Source organism: Klebsiella planticola (assembly GCF_000783935.2).
GTDB lineage: Bacteria > Pseudomonadota > Gammaproteobacteria > Enterobacterales > Enterobacteriaceae > Klebsiella > Klebsiella planticola.
Genome location: NZ_CP026047.1, coordinates 1,628,944 through 1,644,599, shown reverse-complemented (window position 1 = coordinate 1,644,599; position 15,656 = coordinate 1,628,944). Strand labels below are relative to the sequence as shown.

Below are 15,656 nucleotides of genomic sequence, written 5' to 3'. Positions count from 1 at the left end.
TTTAATTAAAAATAAGCCCGGAAAATTTAGACAGGAAATAATGGAGAAAATAAGTATTTTTTGTGAAAGTAAGCGCAGAGATATCTTCATAATATTGAATTAAGGAGAATACCGATGGCATTGATTATAACGAAAAGTATTAATCCAGCGGATCAGGAGGAGTTGCTGGCAGGATTACGTGAATACAACCTGCGCTATCTGGATGCGACGCAGTTTGCTGACCTGGGCGTCTACTTCCGTGATGAGGCCGGGGTCATGTTGGGCGGTTTGATTGCCAAAAGAAAGGCCAACTGGCTCTGTATTGAGTATTTGTGGGTCAGTGAAGCTTCGCGCGGCAGCGGGCTGGGCGGCGAACTGATGCGCGCGGCGGAAAAGCAGGCGCGCGAGGAGGGCTGTCGCCATGTTCTGGTCGATACCTTCAGCTTCCAGGCCCTGCCGTTTTATCAAAAGCAGGGCTATCAGCTGCAGATGTCGCTTCCTGATTTTCCGCACGTCGGGATGGCGCGCCACTACCTGTCGAAAGCGCTGTAGCTCCGGCGGGCAGCCGATAGCGCGTGGCTTAACCGGCAATTCCCTGGCGGATCAGCGTCAGCGCGTGGCTGACAATGGTCTGTCGGGAGACGGAGGCTAAGCGTGTGTCGGTACGCAGGCGGGAGAAAGGCACCAGAACCAGGCTAATCAGGGTGGTGAACAGCAGCTCCGGCGACAGGGCCGGGTTGAGTTTACCCTCTTCCTGCCAGCGCTTCACCGTTGCCAGCATCCGGTGGTATTTATCATCGCCAAAGCGCGCGTGCATATGCTGGCGAAGTATCGGCATCTCGCCAATTACCTCCTGCATCCACAGCGGCGCAAACCAGTTGTGCTTCTCCGCCAGCGTCCCCAGTGCCTCGATCAGCAAGGTGAAAGCGGTCACCGGATCTTCCGGATGTTCGATAAAAATCTGTCCTATCTCACTGCGCAAAGGCATGAAGCGCTCTTCCAGCAACTGGTCTACTAACGCTTCCCGCGAGCTGAAATAGTAGTGCAGCATCGCCGGCGTCACGCCGGCTTCTTTGGCAATGGCATTGAGCGAAGTATGGGCGATCCCCTGACGGGCAAACAGCATCAGCGCAATATCCATAAGCTGCTCGCGACTGGCCGTGCCGGGTTTTTTACCCCGCGGGCGGCCCGGGCGGCGAGGGACATCATTGTCTTTTTGTGCGGCCATTTCTTGATCCTCTCTTGACGGGATTCATCATTTCCCTAAATATTAATTATACATTTAATTAATTTCAAGCGAGTGATGTGATGACGTCTCAAGTCGCGACCCAACCGGCACCGTCGATCCGTCTGCTGTTTAGCGCGCTGATGCTGGTTATGCTGTTGTCGGCCCTGGATCAGACCATTGTGTCGACGGCGCTACCCACGATTGTTGGTGAGCTTGGGGGGCTGGATAAGCTCTCCTGGGTGGTCACCGCCTATATTCTCAGCTCGACGATTGTCGTACCGCTGTACGGTAAATTTGGCGATCTGTTTGGCCGCAAAATTGTGCTCCAGGTTGCGATCGTGCTGTTCCTGGTCGGTTCCGCGCTGTGCGGCGTCGCGCAGAATATGACGCAGCTGGTGCTGATGCGTGGGCTACAGGGGCTGGGCGGCGGCGGCCTGATGGTGATCAGCATGGCGGCGGTGGCCGACGTGATCCCACCGGCCAACCGCGGCCGCTATCAGGGGCTGTTCGGCGGGGTATTCGGCCTGGCGACGGTGATCGGGCCGCTCATCGGTGGCTTCCTGGTCCAGCACGCTTCATGGCGCTGGATTTTCTATATCAACCTGCCGCTGGGGCTGTTTGCGCTGCTGGTGATCGGCGCGGTTTTCCACAGCAGCAATAAACGTAGCCAGCATCAGGTTGACTGGCTGGGCGCGATTTACCTGAGTATGGCGCTGCTGTGTATCATTCTCTTCACCTCTGAAGGCGGCAGCGTGCGCGCGTGGAACGACCCGCAGCTGTGGTGCATTCTCGCCTTCGGCGTGGTGGGGGTTATCGGCTTTATTTATGAAGAACGGATCGCCGCAGAACCGATTATCCCGCTCTCCCTCTTTCGCAATCGCAGCTTTCTGCTGTGCAGCCTGATTGGCTTTGTCATCGGGATGTCGTTGTTTGGCTCGGTCACCTTCCTGCCGCTCTATCTGCAGGTGGTGAAGGCGGCGACGCCGACCGAAGCCGGGATGCAGCTCATTCCGTTGATGGGCGGGCTGTTGATGACGTCGATCGTCAGCGGGCGCATTATCAGCCGCACTGGCCGGTACCGCATATTCCCGATTCTTGGCACGTTGTCAGGTATGGTGGGGATGGTGCTGCTGACGCGTATTACCATTTACTCGCCGATGTGGCAGCTGTATCTGTTTACCGCCGTGCTGGGGATGGGCCTGGGACTGGTGATGCAGGTGCTGGTGCTGGCGGTACAGAACGCCATGCCGGCGCAGATGTACGGCGTGGCGACCTCTGGCGTGACGCTGTTCCGTTCGATCGGCGGTTCCATCGGGGTGGCGCTGTTCGGCGCGGTGTTCACCCACGTTCTGCAAAACAACCTGCAGCGTCTGCTGCCGGAAGGGACGGCGCTGCCGCGGGCGCTGAATCCGGCCGCGGTGCAGAACCTGCCGTCAGAGATCCGCCTCGATTATCTCGATGCCTTTGGCTCGGCGATACATGCCGCATTCCTGATGGCAGCCTGCATCATGGCGGTCGCTTTCCTGCTCTCATGGCTGCTGAAAGAGGCGCCGCTGAAAACGGTGGCGAGCTAGCGGGTTGCCGCGATGCGCGCCAGCGCCTGGCGCAGCATCGGGGTGGCGAAATCGATAAACTTCCGCAACTTAAGAGGTGCCAGCCCGCGGGCGGTATACAGCAGGTGTACCGGCGCAGGCTCCGGTTCCATCGCTTCCAGTATCAGCGTCAGTTCACCGCACGCCAGACCATCGATGGCCTGGTAGTGCAGCAGGCGCGCCGCGCCGGCCCCCAGTCGCGCGGCGTCGGCGGCGCTTTCCGGAGTGGTCACGCAGAGCACCGGCTGAAGCACTACGTGCCGGTCTTCCGCCATCGGCGCCTTAAACCGCCAGCCGCGATAGGGCATCGGTGATTCAATGCCAATGGCCGGTAGTGTGCTCAGCTCACGCGGGCGCTGCGGGTATCCGTGCTTCTCCAGCAGCGCCGGGTGGGCGCAGGTGACAATACGCATCTCGCCCAGGCGAGTGGCAACCATTCCGCTATCCGGTAGCGTACCGATACGCACCGCGAGATCGATATGGTCGTCGACCAGGTCGGCATTACGATCGCTGAGCAGCAAACGGACGCGAATTTGCGGGTAACGGGCGAGAAAAGTGGTGACAACCGGCAAAACATGCTGTCGGCCAAACATCGTCGGTGCCGCGATCGTCAGCTCACCCTTCGGCTGCTGATATTCCCCCGCCGCCTGGCGCTCGGCCTGGTCAACCTCTTCGAGAATCCGCCGTGCGGCGGCGACATAATCGATACCGGCATCGGTCAGCGTCAGCTTGCGGGTGGTGCGGAGCAGCAGGCGCACGCCGAGCGTGCTTTCCAGCTCGGCAATATGGCGGCTGATGGTGGTCAACGGCGTATTCAGCGCCCGCGCCGCCGCCGACATGCTGCCCAGTTCAGTGACTTTTACCAGCAGCGCCATGGCGCTCAAGCGATCCATAATTATCCCGTTTTCCGGAAAGATGATTGTCAGTATCGCAGTATTATCATTTATGGCGGCAGAGTCCATGATGAGCGCAGTCACAGCGCGTTCGGAGGATCTATGCCGGGGGACTTTCTCGATATTGCCATCACGCCTGATGTGATGGACGTTCAACATGAAATGGGAAGCGATGGTCTGTGGCAGTCGCCGTATCGCCAGCGCAGGGGAGAACGTTTCGGCGCCAGCGAAGAGGAGATGATCGCCACCCGCGACAGTTTTTATCTGGCAACGTTATCGCAAACCGGCTGGCCCTACATCCAGCATCGCGGCGGGCCGCCGGGTTTTCTCCATCTGCTGGATGATGCCACCCTGGCGATGGCGGATTTTGGCGGCAACCGGCAGTACATCACCACCGGCAACCTGCGCGGCAGCGACCGGGCCTGCCTGTTTTTGATGGATTACCCGCGCCGCGCCAGGCTGAAAATCTATGCCACCGTCGAGGTGCTGGCGAAGGACGATGATCCCGGGCTGTTGGCTCGGGTCACGCCGGACAATTACCGCGCCCGGGTGGAGCGCCTGTTTCGCTTTCATCTGCAGGCGTTTGACTGGAACTGTCGGCAGCACATAACGCCGCGCTACAGCGCCCGACAGGTGGCGGAGTACAGCCAGACGCTGCAGCAGCGTATCCAGGCGCTGGAGCAGGAAAATCTGAAGCTACAACAACAGTTAACGTTAAAAGGAGAACGACCATGACCGAAGTTCGCCCGCCGCTACCGCCGTTTACCCGGGAAAGCGCGCTGCAAAAGGTTCGCGCCGCCGAAGATGGCTGGAACAGCCGCGACGCGCAAAAAGTGGCGCTGGCCTATACGGCCGACAGCCAGTGGCGCAACCGCAGTGAGTTTGTCCATGGGCGTGCGGAAATCATCGGCTTCCTGACGCGAAAATGGCAAAAGGAGCAGCAGTACCGGCTGATTAAGGAGCTGTGGGCGTGGAACGATAACCGTATTGCCGTGCGTTTCGCCTATGAATGGTGTGATGACAGCGGCAGCTGGTTCCGCTCATATGGCAATGAAAACTGGGAGTTTGATGAGCATGGCCTGATGCATACCCGCTACGCCTGCATTAACGATCTGCCGATTGCCGCGCGGGATCGCCTGTTCCATTGGCCCCAGGGGCGCCGCCCCGATGACCATCCGGGGCTGAGCGAGCTGGGGCTATAAACAGGCGATGTGACGGGTTAATCGGCTTTCGGGAAGTCGACGACCGTATCATTCACCCGGTTCACCATATTGGTGAACAGAATGGCGCTCACCGCGCTGATAATCTCAATCACCTGCTGGTCGCCGAAGCCAGCGTTACGCAGTGCGCTGACGTCGGCTTCCGGGAGCGTACCGCGAGTGCGCACCAGGGTCTGGACAAACTTGACCAGCGCATCGAGACGGGCATCATCAGTAAACTCGCCGCGGCGCAGGGCATGGATTTGCTCGCCGCTGTAACCCGCTTTTTTCGCCATTAAGGTATGCGCCGCCAGGCAGTAATCGCAGCCGGTGGCCTCGCTCACGGCCAGGTTAATCGCTTCCAGCTGTTTGGCATTCAGGCTGCTTTTACTCAGCATCGCGTTATGCGCCAACGCCTGCTGCAATGCCGCCGGTGAATGACCGCCAATGGTCAGATAGGCATTGGGCACTTTACCCATCGCTTTTTTGATCGCACCGAAAATTTCTGCGGCTTTACCGGTGACGTCTTGTTCACGAATATCAGCTAAACGGCTCATGGTGTGCTCCTGTGTCTGTGAGGGTGTGATGTGGCAATGGCGACATGTTAGGGACAGGCGGCGTGCTAGACTGAGGCTCTTTGTCTCATTTTTTTGTCTTATCGTCTCAGGAGTGGCATGGACAGTCTCAGTCATCTGTTGGCGCTGCTGGCGCCGCGCTGCGAAGTGAATCTGCATTGCCGGTTTGGCGGTCGCTGGCAGGCCGGGCATGAGCAAATGCGCAGCGGCGTAGTGCCCTGGCATTTTGTGTTGCGTGGCGAGGGGCGGTTGACGGTCGGCAGACAAACCCGGCAGATGCGGGCGGGCGATGTCATCTTGCTCCCGCACGGCTCGCCGCATCTGATGGAAAGTCTGGTGGAGTGGGGGCAGATTCTGCCCGTCGCCCACCGCTTTAACGGGACCCTGACCGAGGTCCGAACCGCTACCGACCACGATGCGCTGGAGATGCTGTGCGGCGAATTTTACTTCGGCCCGCACGTCAACTGGTTATTTGCGGAACCGGCTGACTTGATTCATCTGCACACCGATGAGCGGGCGGAGTGCCCGGAGCTGGAGCTGCTGCTTAACGTGCTGGTACGGGAGAGCCTGATGGCGCGCCCCGGCGGCGGGGCTATCGTGCGTAGCCTCGGCGACACGCTGCTGGTTTTGCTGTTGCGCACGCTACTGGGCAGCGAAGCACCGCCGGAAGGGCTGCTGCGGCTGATGAGCGATGAACGGCTGATGCCCGCTGTTTTCGCGGTGCTGGAGACGCCGGAGCAGCCCTGGACGCTGGAAAGCATGGCCGCCCGCGCTTTTTTATCGCGCGCGACCTTCGCCCGGCACTTTGCCCGTGCTTATCACCTCACGCCGCAGGCCTGGCTTTCGCAGCTGCGGATGGCGATGGCTGCGCGCCTGCTGCGCGTGGAGCGGCAGACCAACCTTGATGTGATTGCCGGGCGCTGTGGGTTTCAGTCGCAGGCCTCGTTCTCGAAGGCGTTTAAAAAACTGTATGGCGTAACGCCTGGGGAGTGGCGGCGTCGGTAAGCGGCTGTGGCGCCGAGGCTGGTCGTGACGGCCGGTGCCGCAGCGGCGTAAACACAACATTGTCGTCCGGTTTCCGGTTGTGACGCGCGGGCCAGCATCCGCCGTATCATTACCAAACCGGAGGAATTATGGATTTCGCACAGCAACAGCAACAGGCGACGCCTGGGCTGCTGGCGCATGAAGCCAAACACCGGTAGATGATTTTATTTCCGGTTGTTGTTTTTGCAGTTTAAAACCTGACCATAAAGTCGTTATAGTTTCGGACGAAAAATAATAACGACTTCTATGGACTGACAGGGTAAAAATGATGAAATTGCGTTTACGGACAGCCGCCGCCGTGGTGCTGGCGGGTCTGCTGCTGGCAGGCTGCGACCAGAAAGGCAGCGATGCGAAACACATTAAAGTCGGCGTCATCAACGGCGCGGAACAGGATGTAGCGGAAGTGGCTAAAAAGGTCGCCAAAGAGAAATATGGTCTGAATGTCGAGCTGGTGGGCTTTAGCGGTTCGCTTCTGCCTAACGAAGCGACGAACGCCGGCGATCTGGATGCTAACGTCTTCCAGCACCGGCCGTTCCTGGCGCAGGATAATAAAGCGCACGGCTACCATCTGGTGGCGGTCGGCAACACCTTCGTGTTTCCGATGGCGGGCTATTCACGCAAAATAAAATCAGTGGCCGATCTGCAAGACGGGGCGACTATCGCCATTCCGAACGATCCCACCAACCTGGGCCGCGCGTTACTGCTGTTGCAAAAAGAGCAGCTGATTACCCTGAAGGCAGGGACTGGCCTGCTGCCTACGGCGGTCGATATCACCGCCAACCCGCGTCACCTGAACATTATGGAGCTGGAAGGGGCGCAGCTGCCGCGCGTGCTGGACGACCCGAAAGTGGATGTGGCGATTATCAGCACCACTTATCTTCAGCAGACCGGTCTCTCGCCGGTGCATGACGGGATTTTTATTGAAGATAAAAACTCGCCGTACGTGAATATCATCGTGGCCCGCGAAGAGAATAAAGACGCGGAAAACGTGAAGGAATTTATGCAGTCCTATCAGTCGCCGGAAGTGGCAAAGGCGGCAGAGACTATCTTTAACGGTGGTGCGGTTCCCGGCTGGTAATCGTCAACACAAGGAGAGGTGAATATGGTCCGGCAGCGTCAGGCGGATTTACTGCTGGTAGCCGCTACGGTTATCGCCGCATGTGGGTGGATATTTTCTCGCGAAGCCATCGCCGGAATGCCGGTTTTCGCCTTCCTCGGGCTGCGTTTCTTTTTTGCGGCGCTGCTGCTGCTGCCGTTTTGTCGCGGCTTTCACGTTGAGAGGCGACACTGGCGGCAGATGACGATCGGCGGGCTGTGGTTTGCGCTGAACCTGTGTCTGTGGATCTACTCGGTCTCGACCACCGCCTCGCTGGGCGAGGGGGCGTTTATCATGAGCCTGTCGATGCTGTTTGTGCCGCTCACCGCATGGGTGATGATGAAAACACGCCCGGCCCGGGCATACTGGGAGTGCCTGCCGGTCGCGATCGTCGGCCTCGGGCTGCTCAGTCTGCATATGCCGATTGCCTTCCACCCTAGCCAGGGCTGGTTTCTGCTGACCGCGCTGGTGCAGTCGATCTGGTTTTGCTACACCAGCCGCTGCGCCCGCGATGTGCCCCTGATCCCGCTGACCACCGTGCAACTGGCGATTACCGGGGTCGTTGGGCTGGGGATCTCCGCCGCTGTCGAAACCTGGGACCAGCCGTTCACGCTGCCCACTTTCGGCTGGCTGCTGGCCAGTATTGTTATCGCCACCAGTCTGCGTTTCGGCCTGCAAATGAAGGGGCAGAAGTACGCGGCGGTGGCGAGCGCTGCGATTATCATGGTGCTGGAGCCGCTGTTGACGGTCATTGCCGCCGCGCTGTGGTACGGCGAACAGCTGCCGTTGCAAAAGATTATTGGCGGTATGCTGATCCTGGTGGCGCAGCTGTGGTTCCGCTGGCGGATGCTCAGGCCGTTACGCTAAACCGTTATGCTGCTGCGCCATCAGATGCAGCAGCGGCACCAGCGACAGCCCGTCAGGCATCTCGCCGCGGGCGATCAGCTGGCTGATTTCGGCGAAGGTAAACCAGCCTGTTTCCATCACCTCATCCTGATCCTCATCCATTCCGACATACGTCAGATCGCAAGCCAGCCAGGTGATAAACAGCTGGTCGCTGCTGCCGTAGGAGGGGTTGTAGCGGATAATTTCTGTGGCCTGTTTCGCCTGATAGCCGGTCTCTTCCCGTAGCTCGCGCAGGGCCGCCGCGCGCGGCTCTTCCCCTTCATCAATACCGCCGGACGGAATAGCCCATACCACCTTATCGATCAGATACCGATAGTGGCGGATCAGCAGCACTTTGTCCTGCTGCATGGCGACAATCCCCACCGCCGGACGCGGGTAATGGACAGAGTAAAAATCGCGGCGCTCGGCGTCGGTGACATCGATGGCCACTTTACGCATGCTGAACCACGGAGTTTGCGCAATCACTTCGGCGTCGTGCATATCGGCGGCGCTTAGTCTCTTTTTCATCGTAGCCACTTCCTCAGAAAACCCGCGTTCAGGACACCATAGCCTGGGGCGGATGGCAACCGCAGAAAGTTGGCCCAATCTCATCGAACATTGCCCAAATGCCCATATTGCGCCAGGCTGGTGGGACGTACGATGTTCGCCAGATAACCGCGAAGAGGAGTGAACATCATGAAAATGACCCAGATCCGTAACTCAACTCAGCTTATTGAATATGCAGGGAAAAAGTTCCTGATTGACCCGATGCTGGCGGATCGTGGCGCCTGGCCGGGATTCCCGGGCACCGCCCGCGCAGAGCTGCGTAATCCGTTGGTCGGGCTGCCTTTTTCCCTGAAAACTATCATTGATGTCGATGCGGCGATCGTCACCCATACGCATGATGATCATTGGGATGAGGCGGCGATCGCCGCGATCCCGAAAACGCTGCCGGTTTTTGTGCAGCATGACGGTGATGCCGGGCTGCTGCGTGGACAGGGATTTCAGGATGTCCGTCTGCTGTCGGAAGAGAGCGAGTTTGCCGGCGTCCGTTTACAGAAAACCACCTCCGGGCAGCATGGTAGCGACCGCACCTATGCCGTACCGGCTATGGCGGAGCGGCTGGGCGAAGCCTGCGGCGTGGTGTTTCGCCATCCGCAGGAGAAGACGCTGTGGCTGGTCGGCGATACCATCTGGCGTCCTGAAATTGCGGCCGACATGCTACGGCTACGTCCCGATGTCGTGGTACTGAATGCCGGGTACGCGCACGTGATTGGATTCGGGCCGATTATCATGGGCAAAGAAGATGTGCTGAAAACCCATTTCACCCTGCCAGAGGCGAAAATTGTCGCCATCCATCTTGAGGCGGTTAATCACTGCCTGCTGAGCCGCGAGGAGCTGCGCGAATACGTGGCGGATAATCAGATTGCCGATTGTGTCAGCATCCCGCAGGATGGGGAAAGTATGATCTTTTAAGCCCGCCGCGGGGAACGGAGAGGATGATGAAATTAACCGATGTCGCGATTGTTGCCGTGGACGGGTTCAGCCCTTTTCACTACTCGGTTCCCTGCATGTTGTTTGGCGATAGCGTCTCGGAAACGAAACGCTTTAACCTGCAGATTTGCGCCGAACGGCCGGGATTGTTGACCGCGCGCGACGGTTTTGCGCTCAACGCCAGCGCAGATTTCACCGCCCTTGAGCAGGCCGATATCGTGGTGGTGCCTTACTGGGGAGCGGTGCATCAGCGTCCGCCCCAGTCGCTGCTGGATAGCCTGGTACGGGCAAGGGAGAACGGCGCTGAAATCGTCGGGCTGTGCCTCGGTGCCTTTGTTCTCGGCTATGCCGGGCTGCTGGACGGCAAACGGGCGGCGACCCACTGGGAGTTTGAACAGGCATTTCAGCAGCAGTTTCCCGAGGTGCGGCTGGATATCAACGCGCTGTACGTTGATGACCAGCGGATCATTACTTCAGCGGGCACCGCGGCGGCGCTCGACTGCTGCCTGTATATCATTCGCCAGCGTTTCGGCAGCCTCGCGGCGAATCAAATCGCCCGGCGTATGATCGTGCCGCCCCATCGTGAAGGGGGCCAGGCGCAGTTTATCGCCCAGCCGGTACCGAAAAATACCCGCGACGCGCGGATTAACGGCCTGCTGGAGTATCTCCAGCAGCATATCGCCGAGCCGCACAACCTCGACTCGCTGGCGCAGGTGGTGGCGATGAGCCGCCGTACGCTGACTCGTCACTTTACCCGGGCTACCGGCATGAGCATTGCCGACTGGCTGACCATTGAACGTCTGCGGCGCAGTCAGCTCCTGCTCGAGGAGGGGAATATGCCCGTCGAGCAGGTGGCGGAGAGCGTTGGATTCCGCTCCGCCGTGACCTGGCGCCAGCAGTTTAAATCCCGATTTGGCGTCAGCCCGGCGGAGTGGCGGCGCACCTTTCGCCGCGGCATTTAGCCGGCGAGCGTCGCGCTGTCGATCACGAAGCGATATTTGACATCGCCTTTGACCATCCGCTCCCAGGCTTCGTTGATCTGATCGCCGCGAATCAGCTCAATATCGGCGACGATGCCGTGTTCGGCGCAGAAATCGAGCATCTCCTGGGTTTCCGGGATCCCGCCAATCATCGAACCGGCAATCGCACGACGGCGAAATATCAGATTAAACACTTCCGGCGAAGGATGCGGGCTGGCCGGCGCGCCGACCAGGGTCAGGGTGCCATCGCGTTTGAGCAAGGTGGTGAAGGCATCAAGGTTGTGCGGTGCCGCCACGGTGTTGAGGATGAAATCGAAGCTTTTCACGTGGGCGGCCATTTCGTCCTCGTTGCGTGAGACAACCACCTCATCCGCGCCCAGCGCTTTTGCCGCTTCCCGCTTCGATTCTGAGGTGGTAAAGGCCACCACGTGGGCGCCCATGGCGTGGGCCAACTTAATTCCCATATGTCCCAACCCGCCAATACCTACGATGCCGACTTTTTTTCCCGGCCCGACGTTCCAGTGGCGCAGCGGAGAGTACGTGGTGATCCCCGCGCAGAGCAGCGGCGCCACGGCGGCAAGTTGGGCTTTCGGATGGCGCACGTGCAGCACGTAGCGTTCGTGCACCACAATCTGCTGCGAATAACCGCCGAGAGTGTGTCCGGGCGCGTCTGCCGTGGGGCCGTTGTAGGTGAGAATCATATGGTCGCAGTAATTTTCCAGCCCTGCTTCGCACTCTTCACACTGTTGACAGCTGTCGACCATACAGCCGACGCCGACCAGATCTCCCACGTTGAATCCCGAGACCTGATTGCCGATGGCGGTCACCTGGCCGACGATTTCATGTCCCGGCACGCAAGGATAGAGCGTACCGGCCCATTCAGATCGCGCCTGATGAAGGTCGGAGTGGCAGACGCCGCAGTAATCGATGGCGATCTGTACATCGTGGGGGCCCGGGTCGCGGCGGGAGATAGCCATCGATTTCAGCGGTTGGGTGGCGGAGTACGTACCAATAGCATTGATCTGCATAGCGAAACCTCTTTCTGAATGAACGTGCTGGATGATTCGGAGGGGATGACCTGCTTTTTGGCGGCAACGGTAAGCGTAGCCTGGTCAGCGCGGGGCGTGGGGCGATTAGCTCAGAGTGTTAAACAGACAAAGGGAAAAAGACGGGATAAAAGCGGAAAGGGGCAAAAAGAGGCGGGTTCCCTGCCTGGCAGGGAACCCGCAGCGTTGAGGCGATTATTCAACCGGCGTCAGATAATCCAGGCGCAGCGGCTCAGCCAGCAGGCTGTCCATTTGCGCGATAAAGGCCTGAAAGTGCGGCAGAGCGATGTGTGCCTCCAGCGCCGCCGGGTCACGCCACGACTCGCGCATGTAGAAGGTGTCCGGCGCATCGCGCAGTTGAAACAGGGCATAATCCAGATTACCCGCTTCCTGACGGGTCGGCTGTAACAGCGCTTTCAGCGCCTGCCGCAGAGCGGCCGTTTGCCCCGGTTTGGCCTTCAGAACCGCAATGACAGATACCGTGTCGTTCGTCATCTTAAAACCCTTCCAGCACGATTTTGCCGACCGCGCGTCCGGTTTCCAGCTGAGTGTGCGCTTTCTGCAGGTTGCTGGCGTTGATTGGACCGTAATGCTCGCCGAGGGTAGTTTTGAGGGTCTTATCGTCAATCAGGGCCGCTACCCGGGTCAGCAGCTGATGCTGGGCCAGCATATCCGGCGTTTCAAACATCGAACGGGTGAACATAAACTCCCAATGCAGCGAAAGGCTTTTAGCCTTCAACGGGCGGGCGTCCAGGGTTTGCGGATCGTCAATCAACGCCAGCTTGCCTTGCGGGGCGAGAGCCGCAATCAGCTGCGCGTAATGTTGCTCAGTATTGTTGAGGCTGGCGACGTGCGTCACGGCGTTGACCCCAATCCGCGCCAGCTCTTCACTGAGCGGCTTGCTGTGATCGATAACGTGGTGCGCCCCGGCATCAAGCACCCATTTCTGGCTTTCCGGGCGCGAAGCGGTGCCGATGATCGTCATACGCGTCAGTTTGCGCGCCAGCTGCGTGAGAATGGAGCCGACGCCACCCGCCGCGCCGACAATCAGCAGCGCGTCCCCGGCGTTGCCGCCTTCCTGCACGCCAAGACGATCGAACAACAACTCCCATGCGGTGATGGCGGTCAGCGGCAGGGCGGCGGCAGAGGCGTTATCCAGCGAGCGCGGCTTCAGGGCGACGATCCGTTCGTCGACGAGCTGAAACTCGCTATTACTTCCCGCGCGCCCCAGCGCACCGGCATACCAGACTTCATCGCCCGGCGCGAACAGGGTGACCGCCTCGCCGACCGATTTTACGACGCCAACCGCATCCCAGCCCAGCACGCGCGGGGTATCGCCGGTAAATCCGGCGCGCACTTTGGTATCCACCGGATTCACGGAAATCGCCTTCACTTCGATGAGCAGGTCATGCCCCGCAGCAACCGGAACCGGTAGCTCGATGGCGCTTAAAAATGGGATGTTACTGCCTTCAGTAGCGGCGCGGGTAATGGCAATCGCTTTCATACACTCTCCGGTTTTAAATGGGGTTTCTGTGGGAATCCATTAATGGTAGACCCCTGGCGGGGAGGGAAAAACGGGGCCCGGGCGATAAGAGTTATATTGAAAAGCTGAAAATCAGCTCCGGGGATAAGCGTCGCGCTATCCGACGCAGATCCCTCAGCGCGGATACGCTGACTTCGCCGGTGGCACGGCGCCAATGCAGAGACTCCCGGGAGGAATATCGCTAAACGATCGCTCCGGGGAATGTGGTTTGTACTTCGCTAATTATGTTTCATATTTGAGAATGTTTTTGTTCCTGTACCACAAATATGAATATCTTCCGCAGGGAATAATAATATTGCGTTATCGCTCAAGGTTTATGCCTTGACTCCTGGCATCCTGCGTGCGATTTTCCCTCTATAAAATAATAAACAGAGTTTCATATCTGGAACGAAAATATAAAAATCTTGCTATTTAATCGATAGTTTCACTGCTGAGACAAAAATAAATAAAAACGCCGATATTAAGCGGTGAGGCTTTTTATCGCTTATTAAAATATAAAGTGAGGGATGTACTATGCGTAAATTAGTTCTTTCGCTGCTGCTGGTCGCCAGCGCCAACGGGCTGGCACAGGCGGACGACGGCAAGCCTTTTCCGCATATCGGCTGGCGCAGCGCGGACAATCTCGCTGGTCTGGATTTCGGCGGCGCGCTGCGGGCCAATTACCGCTATGAAGACTGGAAGGGCAGTAATTATCGTAACCCGCCGCATCTGCGTTTTGATACCTTTCGTATCGACAGCAGCGGTTTTTATAATCATTATTTCTTTGATGCCGGATTCTGGTTCCAGGATCATCGTAAATACGCCGTCGACCGCGCCTATGTAGGATATCGCGTTGATGGTAATAATAATATTCAGCTGGGCATTCCCGGCAAACCTTTCGGTCTGCAGCCCTATCCGCAATTTGGCTGGTCGTACGGCATACCGTTTTATTTAGGTTTTGGCGTCAGCGCCGGCAGTGGCGTCAACTATCAATATCACGATAATAACTGGTCGCTGGATGTGGCTTATTTTCCGTGGATGGAGCCGGAGAATTTACGCTACGCGCCGGATGTCGGCGATTACGATCGTCTGAAAAACACAATCTATCCTACCCAGCATCAGCAGCATAATGAAAAGCGCGATCAGGTTAATGTGCGTATCGCGCGCAATTTCCACGGCGGCGGCTGGAGTAACGAGCTGGGCGGCTCGCTGGCGCTGGCGCGCCTGCACAACCGCGAGACTGACGACGACGGTACCTTCTGGGCGGCGGGAGTACACGGCATGCTGCATAACGGGCCGTGGCAGCTCACCTCGCAGCTGATTCGCTACCAGTACGATCCGAAGAACCCGGCGGGGGTCAGCGACGATACGATTCTGATGGGCGGCAACGGCCTGACTCCGGCCTACCTGATCCCGGCTCAAGCGACCACCGCATCGCTCAACCTTGCCCGCGACGTCGATATGAAGTGGGGGACAGTCTCGAAGCTGCGTTTCTACAATGACTACAGCGTACTGTGGAAAGACAAAAGCGGCTGGCAGGATTCGCAGATGAACACCCTCGGCGTGCAGGTCTTCGCGCTACCGGTGATGTTCTGGGTCGATCTCAGCTGGGCGAAGAACGTCAATCCGTGGGGCGGCGCGCTGAACTCTACCGGCTGGACCAGCACTCAGTCCGAGGGCAGCGGCAAATGGTATTTCCGCACTAACGTTAATATTGGTTATTACTTCTGATGAGGGGAACTGGCTTCTCAAAAGCCCCCGCTTCGCACAGCCATCCTGCTAAGAAGTCTGCCGGTTGCCAGAAGATGCAAGCAATATGAAGCCGGTTATTCCTGATGATATTCGGGGTCTGGGTCAACATGAGTTGGCCTGAGGATGACACCGCGGATTGGCATGGTTTATTGCATATGGGGAAGTTCAGAGGTAGCAAACTGGCGGAAGATCACAGGAGTTGAACCTGCCCGGGACCGCTGGCGGCCCCAACTGGATTTGAAGTCCAGCCACCTCACCGGAGATGACGATCTTCCGCGCCTCGATTGCTACATGGAGGCGGGGCGCATTATAGCTACTTTCAGGCATTTACCACATACCTGAACGCACTTTTTTACTGTTAAAACTGGACT

Annotated in this window: 17 protein-coding genes and 1 tRNA gene; 10 read left to right on the top strand and 8 right to left on the bottom strand. The window is 58.4% G+C overall.

Features of this window, described 5'->3' with window-relative positions; all coding sequences use genetic code 11:
* Nucleotides 1–114: 114 nt before the first annotated feature.
* Nucleotides 115–531 carry a GNAT family N-acetyltransferase gene (locus MC50_RS07965; RefSeq protein ID WP_032690224.1) on the top strand — a complete coding sequence of 139 codons (417 nt, stop codon included), beginning with the start codon at nucleotides 115–117 and terminating at the stop codon, nucleotides 529–531.
* A gap of 28 nt (nucleotides 532–559) precedes the next feature.
* Here MC50_RS07965 and MC50_RS07960 read toward each other — a convergent pair whose 3' ends face one another.
* Entirely contained in the window at nucleotides 560–1,207 is a 648-nt protein-coding gene (locus tag MC50_RS07960) for a TetR/AcrR family transcriptional regulator (RefSeq protein WP_032690225.1), read from the bottom strand.
* An 80-nt stretch (nucleotides 1,208–1,287) separates the two neighbouring features.
* Between MC50_RS07960 and MC50_RS07955 the strand changes: the two genes are divergently transcribed.
* Entirely contained in the window at nucleotides 1,288–2,781 is a 1,494-nt protein-coding gene (locus MC50_RS07955; RefSeq protein ID WP_032690226.1) for an MDR family MFS transporter, read from the top strand.
* Here MC50_RS07955 and MC50_RS07950 read toward each other — a convergent pair.
* Nucleotides 2,778–3,692, bottom strand: coding sequence for a LysR family transcriptional regulator (locus MC50_RS07950; protein WP_047665429.1), 915 nt, complete (start codon nucleotides 3,690–3,692; stop codon nucleotides 2,778–2,780). The two genes, MC50_RS07955 and MC50_RS07950, sit on opposite strands and share 4 nt — an antisense overlap.
* 102 nt (nucleotides 3,693–3,794) lie before the next feature.
* Here MC50_RS07950 and MC50_RS07945 point away from each other — a divergent pair, with 102 nt between their 5' ends.
* Nucleotides 3,795–4,427, top strand: a complete 633-nt coding sequence (locus MC50_RS07945; protein WP_047663603.1) for a pyridoxamine 5'-phosphate oxidase family protein — start codon at nucleotides 3,795–3,797, stop codon at nucleotides 4,425–4,427.
* The gene (locus MC50_RS07940; protein ID WP_032690229.1) at nucleotides 4,424–4,894 is read left to right on the top strand and encodes a nuclear transport factor 2 family protein; all 471 of its coding nucleotides are present in this window, start codon (nucleotides 4,424–4,426) and stop codon (nucleotides 4,892–4,894) included. The genes MC50_RS07945 and MC50_RS07940 overlap by 4 nt, the downstream gene beginning before the upstream one ends.
* Nucleotides 4,895–4,911: 17 nt before the next feature.
* Here MC50_RS07940 and MC50_RS07935 read toward each other — a convergent pair whose 3' ends face one another.
* Nucleotides 4,912–5,448 carry a carboxymuconolactone decarboxylase family protein gene (locus MC50_RS07935; RefSeq protein ID WP_032697028.1) on the bottom strand — a complete coding sequence of 179 codons (537 nt, stop codon included), beginning with the start codon at nucleotides 5,446–5,448 and terminating at the stop codon, nucleotides 4,912–4,914.
* A 117-nt stretch (nucleotides 5,449–5,565) separates the two neighbouring features.
* On the opposite strand from MC50_RS07935, the gene MC50_RS07930 reads away from it, so the two are divergent.
* The 3 genes from MC50_RS07930 (at nucleotide 5,566) to MC50_RS07920 (ending at nucleotide 8,473) form a co-directional block, all read left to right on the top strand.
* The gene (locus MC50_RS07930) at nucleotides 5,566–6,471 is read left to right on the top strand and encodes a helix-turn-helix transcriptional regulator (protein WP_046853321.1); all 906 of its coding nucleotides are present in this window, start codon (nucleotides 5,566–5,568) and stop codon (nucleotides 6,469–6,471) included.
* Nucleotides 6,472–6,778: 307 nt separating this feature from the next.
* Nucleotides 6,779–7,588: a lipoprotein NlpA gene (gene nlpA, locus MC50_RS07925; protein WP_047663602.1), complete on the top strand. Its 810-nt coding sequence runs from the start codon at nucleotides 6,779–6,781 to the stop codon at nucleotides 7,586–7,588.
* Between the two features lie 24 nt (nucleotides 7,589–7,612).
* Nucleotides 7,613–8,473 carry a DMT family transporter gene (locus MC50_RS07920; RefSeq protein WP_032690233.1) on the top strand — a complete coding sequence of 287 codons (861 nt, stop codon included), beginning with the start codon at nucleotides 7,613–7,615 and terminating at the stop codon, nucleotides 8,471–8,473.
* Here the strand turns inward: MC50_RS07920 and MC50_RS07915 are convergent.
* Complete coding sequence (locus tag MC50_RS07915; RefSeq protein ID WP_032690234.1) at nucleotides 8,465–9,019, bottom strand: NUDIX domain-containing protein; 555 nt, start codon at nucleotides 9,017–9,019, stop codon at nucleotides 8,465–8,467. The two genes, MC50_RS07920 and MC50_RS07915, sit on opposite strands and share 9 nt — an antisense overlap.
* Nucleotides 9,020–9,187: 168 nt before the next feature.
* Between MC50_RS07915 and MC50_RS07910 the strand changes: the two genes are divergently transcribed.
* Both MC50_RS07910 and MC50_RS07905 read left to right on the top strand, forming a co-directional pair.
* The gene (locus tag MC50_RS07910; RefSeq protein WP_047663601.1) at nucleotides 9,188–9,967 is read left to right on the top strand and encodes an MBL fold metallo-hydrolase; all 780 of its coding nucleotides are present in this window, start codon (nucleotides 9,188–9,190) and stop codon (nucleotides 9,965–9,967) included.
* A 26-nt stretch (nucleotides 9,968–9,993) separates the two neighbouring features.
* Entirely contained in the window at nucleotides 9,994–10,947 is a 954-nt protein-coding gene (locus MC50_RS07905; protein ID WP_032690236.1) for a GlxA family transcriptional regulator, read from the top strand.
* On the opposite strand, the gene MC50_RS07900 is transcribed toward MC50_RS07905, so the two are convergent.
* From MC50_RS07900 to MC50_RS07890, 3 genes are all read right to left on the bottom strand, one after another.
* Nucleotides 10,944–11,993: an NAD(P)-dependent alcohol dehydrogenase gene (locus tag MC50_RS07900; RefSeq protein WP_032690237.1), complete on the bottom strand. Its 1,050-nt coding sequence runs from the start codon at nucleotides 11,991–11,993 to the stop codon at nucleotides 10,944–10,946. The two genes, MC50_RS07905 and MC50_RS07900, sit on opposite strands and share 4 nt — an antisense overlap.
* Before the next feature lie 213 nt (nucleotides 11,994–12,206).
* Nucleotides 12,207–12,506, bottom strand: a complete 300-nt coding sequence (locus MC50_RS07895) for a putative quinol monooxygenase (RefSeq protein ID WP_032690238.1) — start codon at nucleotides 12,504–12,506, stop codon at nucleotides 12,207–12,209.
* A gap of 1 nt (nucleotide 12,507) precedes the next feature.
* A complete protein-coding gene (locus MC50_RS07890) occupies nucleotides 12,508–13,515 on the bottom strand; it encodes a zinc-binding alcohol dehydrogenase family protein (protein WP_032697022.1) in 1,008 nt (335 codons plus the stop codon).
* A gap of 552 nt (nucleotides 13,516–14,067) precedes the next feature.
* Between MC50_RS07890 and MC50_RS07885 the strand changes: the two genes are divergently transcribed.
* The gene (locus MC50_RS07885; protein ID WP_047663600.1) at nucleotides 14,068–15,264 is read left to right on the top strand and encodes a hypothetical protein; all 1,197 of its coding nucleotides are present in this window, start codon (nucleotides 14,068–14,070) and stop codon (nucleotides 15,262–15,264) included.
* Nucleotides 15,265–15,465: 201 nt separating this feature from the next.
* On the opposite strand, the gene MC50_RS07880 is transcribed toward MC50_RS07885, so the two are convergent.
* Nucleotides 15,466–15,560, bottom strand: a tRNA-Sec gene (locus MC50_RS07880).
* Nucleotides 15,561–15,656 lie beyond the last annotated feature (96 nt).